This is a genomic window from Algiphilus sp. (assembly GCF_023145115.1).
In the GTDB taxonomy this organism is placed as follows: Bacteria; Pseudomonadota; Gammaproteobacteria; order Nevskiales; family Nevskiaceae; genus Algiphilus.
In genome coordinates this window covers 58,918-66,629 of sequence record NZ_JAGLEJ010000053.1, presented here as the reverse complement: position 1 = coordinate 66,629, position 7,712 = coordinate 58,918, and the positions used below count along the sequence as shown (strand labels likewise).

Annotated in this window: 6 protein-coding genes; 4 read left to right on the top strand and 2 right to left on the bottom strand. The window is 64.3% G+C overall.

The window, feature by feature from the left end:
• Nucleotides 1-52: 52 nt before the first annotated feature.
• Entirely contained in the window at nt 53-1,297 is a 1,245-nt protein-coding gene (locus tag KAH28_RS17020) for a porin (protein ID WP_290578717.1), read from the bottom strand.
• A gap of 451 nt (nt 1,298-1,748) precedes the next feature.
• Between KAH28_RS17020 and KAH28_RS17015 the strand changes: the two genes are divergently transcribed.
• A complete protein-coding gene (locus tag KAH28_RS17015) occupies nt 1,749-3,797 on the top strand; it encodes a sigma-54-dependent Fis family transcriptional regulator (RefSeq protein ID WP_290578715.1) in 2,049 nt (682 codons plus the stop codon).
• A gap of 13 nt (nt 3,798-3,810) precedes the next feature.
• Here the strand turns inward: KAH28_RS17015 and KAH28_RS17010 are convergent, their stop codons facing one another.
• Nucleotides 3,811-4,212: a hypothetical protein gene (locus tag KAH28_RS17010; RefSeq protein ID WP_290578713.1), complete on the bottom strand. Its 402-nt coding sequence runs from the start codon at nt 4,210-4,212 to the stop codon at nt 3,811-3,813.
• A 381-nt stretch (nt 4,213-4,593) separates the two neighbouring features.
• Between KAH28_RS17010 and KAH28_RS17005 the strand changes: the two genes are divergently transcribed.
• From KAH28_RS17005 to KAH28_RS16995, 3 genes are all read left to right on the top strand, one after another.
• Nucleotides 4,594-5,028 (top strand): SRPBCC family protein, encoded by a 435-nt coding sequence (locus KAH28_RS17005; protein WP_290578711.1) that lies wholly within the window; start codon nt 4,594-4,596, stop codon nt 5,026-5,028.
• 93 nt (nt 5,029-5,121) lie between these two features.
• Nucleotides 5,122-7,152, top strand: a complete 2,031-nt coding sequence (locus tag KAH28_RS17000) for a TonB-dependent receptor (RefSeq protein WP_290578709.1) — start codon at nt 5,122-5,124, stop codon at nt 7,150-7,152.
• 50 nt (nt 7,153-7,202) lie between these two features.
• On the top strand, nt 7,203-7,712 hold the full coding sequence (locus KAH28_RS16995) for a hypothetical protein (protein WP_290578707.1): 510 nt from the start codon (nt 7,203-7,205) through the stop codon (nt 7,710-7,712).

Here is a 7,712-nt window from a genome sequence, read left to right as displayed (position 1 = left end):
CGGAGATAGAAGGGGCCAGCTCAGTCCACGCGAGACAAGCCTTGCGTTGCGCTCAGAACGAAAGGAAGGCGCCAGCGTTTGCGCTGTTTCCACTGTTGGAGGCCCCGTTGTGTGCCTTGGTCTCCACATCGCTGACCTCGAACAGCAAGGTAAGATTGGGTGTCAGCGCGTGATAGGCACCGAAGGTCAGCTTGCTGTTCTCGTCGAGCAGGTTCGGGGCATCGCTGTGATTGGCCTTGTCGAGGCTGCTGACACCGTAGTTCGCTCCCAGCGTGGTATTCCCGAGCGGATAGGTCAGCTGCAACAGATAGCCGTCGGAATCACGCTCGTTTCCGGCACCGTCATCCGATAGCACGAAGAGGCCGGTGGTCCCCATGCCCTGGCCGCTGTAGTAGTACGCGGAAGCCTTGAGACCACCCAGCTCAGCCCGCGCGTAGACGTCGAAGCCGGTGCTGGTGAAGTTATTGCCGGGGCCACCAACGGCGCGCTGTTGCTGCGTGATGAAGGCGCTCGACAAGTAGAAGCCCAGCCCACCGAGATCACCAGCCCACGCGAGCTTGCCGTGGATACCCGGTGCGCTCTTGTTGCTCGCTCCGCCGGCAAGCACCGGATTGAGCGGATCGTAGATGCCCACTGTGAGATTGGCGCCACCGAAGGAGGGCGTGGTGTAGTTCATCTGCGCCAGCGTGTCGGTGTAGATGTAACCGAAACCGATGCTGCCCAGCGAGGTATTGGCCGGCGCGCCGGTCGCCATCGCGCCAGCCACACCAACGCCCGGGATCGTCATGTCGTTGATGATCGCGTCGAAACCGAACAGACCGAAGTCGCGCCCCAGCTTGAAGCTGCCCATGCCGTCGCGCGCGACCGACATGAAGACCTGGCGCACATCGAGACCCGTGGTCGCGAGCGCGACATTGGTGCCAAGCGCACCCGCGTCCTGCTGCAGATTCGGGCTGCCCCCATCATTGCTGCTGATACCGGGATACAGCCCGAAGGTGACGCTCAGGTCGTAGCCCTTCTGCGTCGTGCCGCCCCCCAGAACAAGGGCGGCTGGTAACAGACCGTTGCTCACGGTCGAGCTGGCATCGTTGCCGTCGGCATCCTGGGTACAGGCTCCACCGATGGTCAGGATATCGGCCGGTGCATCCTCGCAAGCGGCATAGATGTAGTGGACGTTGACGTTGCCGTTGGCCGAGAAAGTCCAATCTCCGGCACTAAGCTCGACGGCCTGGACGGAAGCGGTACCGCACATGGCGCCAATACCAGCGACCAATGCGGCTATTCGTTGCGTGATCATTGCGTCATCCCCTCGATTAGGTGTCGTTATCCGCCGTCCGGAGACGGCGTCGGCTATGCGCACCGCAAGAACTCCACCTTTGCCGGAGCATCCTGCGCATGCGACGGCGAGCCAACAGCAACGCCGATGCCAAACCCTGAGAACGACAGCTACTAAGCGCAGCAATTTTTTTATTTTCTGTGGCTTACAGGCACGCACGCCACATCCGGCGCGCGTTCCAGGCACTTCCTCTGGTTGCACAGCCTGTGCGAATCCGGTGACATACCAAGCGCGGCACACAGGCTCCGCGAGCGCTCCCTCGAAGATGACACTCGCATCTAGATGAAGGGCCAAACAATTGGAGCGCCGTAGCCCCAGCAACTTGACGGGGTCGCCGTAGCCGCAGCAATCTGACAATCAGAACGTGCTCCATTAAGGACTAGACGCGGCTCTACGAGGCAGGAGACACCCGATGAACGACACCACCTATCAGCACGCTGAGCGTGTCATCGACGCGGTTGATGGCAAGCGCTCGGAGAACGGCGTCGAGAACGCGATCTCGGCGTCCTGGTCGCGTTGCATCAATGCGCACGGCCTCGATCCATCGCGTCGTCAGGCGCCTCGCGTGGAAGACGTAACGCGCATCAACGAGCTCGAGGACCAGCATGAAACGCTGATCAGCATCGCCCGACTCGAAATGGACTCACTGTACGAACAGATCGCCGGCTCGGGCTATGCCCTTCTACTCACTGACGAGCAGGGCGTCATCCTCTACGACAAGGTCGACCCGACCCTCTCCAAGAGCTTCCGGAGCGCGGGGCTGATCCATGGTGCCAACTGGAGCGAATCCGCGGAGGGCACCAACGGTATAGGTACCTGCATCGCCGAACGCAGGGCGGTCACCGTGCACCGCAACGACCACTTCCGAGCGCGGCACATCAATCTGTCGTGCACCGGAGCGCCGATTCTCAATGCCGATGGCGCATTGACGGCAGTGCTGGATGCATCCTGCGTCAACGCCAACTGCTCGCGTGCCAGCCAGATGCACACCAAGGCGATGGTGAGCATGTCGGCGCGTCTGATCGAGAAATGCCTCTTCCTGCGCCGCTATCGGGATCACTGCATCCTGCGCTTCCACAGTCGAGCGGAATTCGTGAATCTTTTGCACGACGCGGCCCTGGCGCTCGACGAGGACGGGCGCATCGCCGGTGCGGACCAAGCTGCGATGCACCTGCTAGGCGAAGCCGGCCACTGGACACTGCAGGGGCGCAACATTTCAGAGATCCTGGATCTGCCCGCCCATATCTCCGACCCGGTTTACCGCCGCAGCCAGACTGCATTGATGCCGGTGCGCGACCATCAACATGGACGCCGCTTCTTCCTGACCTGCCAGCCCGCACCGGGAGAGACACAGCGCGGCGGGCGTCTACGCGACGCCGGCAGCGGTCGGAAGGCCTTGCCGGTCGCACAGCAGGGATTCAGCGCCGAGATCGACATCAATACTATCGCCGGCAGCGATCCCGTCATGCAGCGCAACGCACGCTGCGCGCGGCGTCTGGCCACATCCCAGGTGTCAATCCTTCTCCAAGGGCCGACCGGTTCGGGCAAGGATGTCTTCGCTCGCGCGGTACATAACGCCGGCGACCGCGCGGACAAGCCTTTCGTGGCCGTCAATTGCGCTGCGATCCCCGAGTCGTTGATTGAGGCTGAGCTATTCGGGTACAAGGGTGGCGCCTTCACCGGCGCCCGCAAGGAAGGGGCTCGAGGGCGCATCCTGCAAGCCGACGGTGGCACCCTCTTTCTCGACGAGATCGGGGATATGCCGCTGGAACTGCAAACGCGCCTGCTACGTGTGCTTGAGGAGCGGACCGTAACCCCGCTGGGCAGCGAACGCCCGGTTCCAATCGATATCCGTTTGATGAGCGCGTCGCTGCGCAACCTGGACGACATGGTCGCGGAGGGGCGATTCCGCGAGGATCTCTATTACCGGCTCAACGGCATCACCCTCAAGTTGCCGTCGCTCCGAGAGCGCAGTGACATGGAGGAGATCATTCGTCAAGTGTTCGACGTTGAAGCCGCAGAATCCGACGATCCGATCACGATGAGCGATGCAGCCATGGATATCCTGTTGCGGCACGAGTGGCCGGGCAACATCCGCGAATTGCGCAACGTTCTGCGTACCGCGGTAGCCATGTGCGAAGGTGGCTATGTCACGCCCGCAGACCTCAGCATCGCTGATATCAGCTGGAACAGCATTGCCATCGAATCGAGCAAGGCCATCGCCGCTTCTCCATCCACTACGGCCGCGCGCGCTCCGGACGAAACGCCGGGCAAGACCGGTAACCCGCTTGAGCAAGCTGAGCGCACCGCACTGATTGAAACCATCGAGAAGCATCGCTTCAACATGAGTCGCGCAGCGCGCGCGCTTGGCGTCAGCCGAAATACGCTCTACCGCAAGATGCGCCAACACGGCATTGATTCGGATCGCTTGCGGGGGACGAATGCTACACGCCTCTCCTAGGATCGAAACAGGTCTAGTTGGAGCTACTGGGGAGTTCTGTACGCTCGAAGATGCTGCTCAGCGTGGCATGCCCGCCTGACCAAATTCGGTAGAGCGCTTCTGCATGGCGATCGACCCTAGCGCGTAGATCGTCTACAAGCGCCTTCTGCTCAGCCAAGCGCTCTGGCGAATCCGCGTAACGACAAAGGGCCTGGAAATGTCGGGCGCAGTGCTCCGAGAATTCCTGGTTGATCTCCATTTGCTGTTTGGTCAACGCGATTATCTGCTCGGAGACCATCTCCCCGAGGTCAATCATAGCGGTCACCACTCTTTCCGACTGCGCTAGAGCCTCGTCGGCTTCGCTCTGATCAGCTGTAAGCGCGTGCTCGCACGACCGCTCTTCGTTGCATAGTGTGCCGCTGTCATGGCGATTCATCGGATTTGCACCTCGACCGGGCCGGGTTGACGCCGAGGCAGCGAGCAAGAAGCAGGCCAGCCCGAGAGAAGGGCTCTCAAGTTCGGCAATACGTAGTAGCCGTGCCGAATGAGGCAGCGGAAGGACAGCCCACATCTGCGGCAACTCTGCAACACAGTGTCACCATGTTGAAACTGCCGACCGGCGATCGTTGCGGAAACCCCGTCCCCGCGGACATGTTGGTGATGGCACTCTTCTTGCCTCTGCGAGCGCCGTCACCAGCCGTAGATGCGGGACATAGGCAAGTGCACATGGAGAGGAGACGGTGATGCGCGACGACGAAACAAGTAGGGCACGGCAACGCTCCCTACCCCCAGATCACGGCCCCGAGGGAGGCGCAGCATGAGCAGCGCGATCTCGGTGAAGCGCAGCCGCGATCTCGCGACACCGCCTTCGACGGTATGGGCCCTAATCGGATGCTTTCATGCGCTCCAACGGTGGCACCCCAGCGTTACCGACGCCCACAACAGTGGCGAAGCAACCACCCCCGGTGCCTTACGTGTACTGACACTGGAGGGAGGCGCCTCTATCGCCGAAGCCCTGATCCGGTACGACGGTCACGCGCGCAGCTACGAGTACCGCATACTGTGCAGTCCGCTACCGGTCTCCGACTATGTGGGAGCGCTCTCGGTCTCCAACACCGAGAGTGGGTGCCAAGTGCATTGGGAGGGCTGGTTCTCGGCGAGGTACGTCCCGGACGCGGAGGCGAAGGCCACTATTGCCAGCGTTTACGATGCGGGCCTGCAAAGCTTGCAGGAACTATTCAGCACCCCGTGATCCACCGGTCACCAGATTCCAAGTCAGCTTCGCAAAGGGCCCTTCATGTCGCTCTATCATCAAATGGCTCGCACTCTGCTTACCGGAGCCGCAGTGACGCTATCGCTTCCGCCATCCGTGTGGGGGAACGCGCAACCGGGCTTCGACTCCATCGTCGTCACCGGCACGCGCATCGAGCGCCCGCTGGCGGAAACGCCCGCCGGCGTGACGATCGTCAGCGAAGACGCCATCCGGGAAGGTCGCCAGGGCCTGCAGCTCGACGAGGCGCTGTCGCGGGTGCCGGGGCTGTTCCTGCAGAACCGCTACAACTTCGCGCAGGGGCAGCGCCTGTCGCTGCGCGGTTTCGGCGCGCGCGCGCCCTTCGGCGTGCGCGGCATCCGCATCCGCGCCGACGGCTTCCCCGAGACGCTGCCCGACGGCCAGTCGCAGGTCGACATGATCGATCTCGACAGTGCGGTGCGCGCCGAGGTGTTGCGCGGGCCGTCGTCGGTGCTCTACGGCAACGCGGGTGGCGGCGTGGTGTCGGTGGAAACCGCCAATGGCCGCGACCACCCCGGCACCACCTTGCGCGCACAGGGCGGCGGCGACAGCTTCGCCAAGGTGTATGCGCGTCACGGCGGATCGCTCGGCGACTTCGACTACCACGCCGGCATCAGCCATCTCGACTATGAAGGTCATCGCGAGCAGAGCGCGGTCCGCAAGACGCTGTTCAACGCCAAGCTCGGCTGGCAGCCTACGGACGACCGCCGCCTGGAAGTCGTGCTCGCAGTGCTGGAACTGCCCAAGGCCGAGGATCCGGGCGGACTCAGCCTCAACCAGCTGATGGCCGACCGCCAGCAGGCCACCGAAACCGCGCGCGCACTCGACTCCGGCCAGGATGTCGCCCAGCAGCGGCTCGGCCTGACCTATCGCCACGGCCTGACGGCCGGCACCGAAATCGTCACACGCGCTTTCCTGACGCAACGCGACTTCGAGCAGGTGCTGCCCTTCTTCTTCCCCGGCGCCGAGAATCTGGTCGGCTTCGAGCGCGACTTCTTCGGTGCCGGCAGCGAGCTCCGCGGCGGCTTCACGCTCGGCGAGCGCCGCGCCCGCTACACCCTTGGCGTAGAAGCCCAGCGCCAACGCGACGACCGCTATCGCCAGTCGATCGACACCGAGGGCGAGCGCAGCGCGCTCACCCAGCGCGAGGTGCAAAAAGCCACCGTAGTGGCCGGTTTCGGCCAGATCGACATCGACCTCGTGCCGGCACTGACGCTGAGCCTGGGGGCGCGCGCCGACCGCCTGCGCCTGACCGGCGACGACCGCCTGCTCGACGATGGCGACGACAGCGGCGCGCGCGACTTCGACGAGCTCAGCGGCAGCGCCGGTCTGCTGTGGCGCGTACGCGACGACCTGCACGCCTACGCCAACATCGCCACCGCCTTCGAATCACCCACCTTCACCGAATTCGCGCGCCCCGACGGTGACGCCGGATTCAACCCCGACATCGAGCCGCAGGAGAGCGTCAACCGCGAGATCGGCCTGCGCAACGACCTCGCCGCCGTGCTGCACTTCGATGTCACGCTGTTCTCGGTGCGCACCGACGACGAGATCACCCCCTTCGAGCGCGACGGCCGCACCTTCTACCGCAATGCCGCGCGTACCGACCGCGACGGCGTCGAGGCCATGGCGGTCTGGCAGCCGCTGCCGCCGCTGCGCCTTACCGCCAGCTATACCTACGCACGCCTGCGCTTCGACCGCTTCACCACCAGCGACGGCACCGACCTCTCGGGCAACGACCTGCCCGGGGTCCCGCGCCAGAACGCCTTCGTCGAGGCGGCATGGCACGGCGCCAGCCACTTCGCCGCGGTCGACGCCCGGTTCACCGACAGCCGCTATGCCGAGAACGCCAACGCGCTGAAGGTGGGCGGCCATGCGCTGCTCAACGCACGCGCCGGAACGCACTTCGCGCTTGGCGCCGACACCGAGCTGGAGCTGTTCGCCGGCGTCAACAATCTGCTCGATCGCGACGCCATCGCCAATCTGCGGGTCAACGCCAACGAAGGCCGGCCGATCGACGAGCGCGGCTTCTTCGAGCCGCTGCCGGGACGCCACCTCTACGCCGGGCTCGCGCTTCGACTCTAGGCGCGCGCCGCGCTAGGGTAGCGCTCCGATCCGTCACCGGTGCTCCGCCCATGCGCCTTCCCGCGCTGCTGCTCCTGTTCCTCCCGCTGATCGCGGGCGCCCAATCCGACGGGGTGCGGCAGTTCACCGACTGGGTGTTCTATACCGTTCCGGCGCAGGATACCGAGCCGGCCATCGCCGTGGTCGAGACCGCGCGCCCGGTGCGCGGCATCAGCATGCTCTACACCTGCACGAGCGCGCTGGAGGGGCCCGAGGAGTCGCTGCTGGTGCTCAACCCCGGTTTCGCCGAGATGCCCGAGGGCAAGCGCTTTGAGACGCTGTTCACATTCGGCGAGGGCGACCGGCGCGATTACGTCGACGCCGAATTGCTCGCCGATCCGCAACATGCGACGCTCGATGTCGTTCGCGGTCGCCAGAAGGTGCTCGACCGGATGCAGGCCTTCACCGCGTTCATCATCACCCAGGGAGACACGGCCATCACCGAGATCGCGATCCCGACCGAGGGCTTTTCCGATGCGCTGGCCCGGGCGCGGGACCGCTGCGGCGTGCCCGCGTCCTGA

Excerpts from the sequence above, each read along its gene's own strand:
- KAH28_RS17010 (WP_290578713.1), bottom strand. The coding sequence starts at position 4,212 with ATGAATCGCCATGACAGCGGCACACTATGCAACGAAGAGCGGTCGTGC.
- KAH28_RS16995 (WP_290578707.1), top strand. The coding sequence starts at position 7,203 with ATGCGCCTTCCCGCGCTGCTGCTCCTGTTCCTCCCGCTGATCGCGGGC.
- KAH28_RS17015 (WP_290578715.1), top strand. The coding sequence starts at position 1,749 with ATGAACGACACCACCTATCAGCACGCTGAGCGTGTCATCGACGCGGTT.
- KAH28_RS17005 (WP_290578711.1), top strand. The coding sequence starts at position 4,594 with ATGAGCAGCGCGATCTCGGTGAAGCGCAGCCGCGATCTCGCGACACCG.
- KAH28_RS17020 (WP_290578717.1), bottom strand. The coding sequence starts at position 1,297 with ATGATCACGCAACGAATAGCCGCATTGGTCGCTGGTATTGGCGCCATG.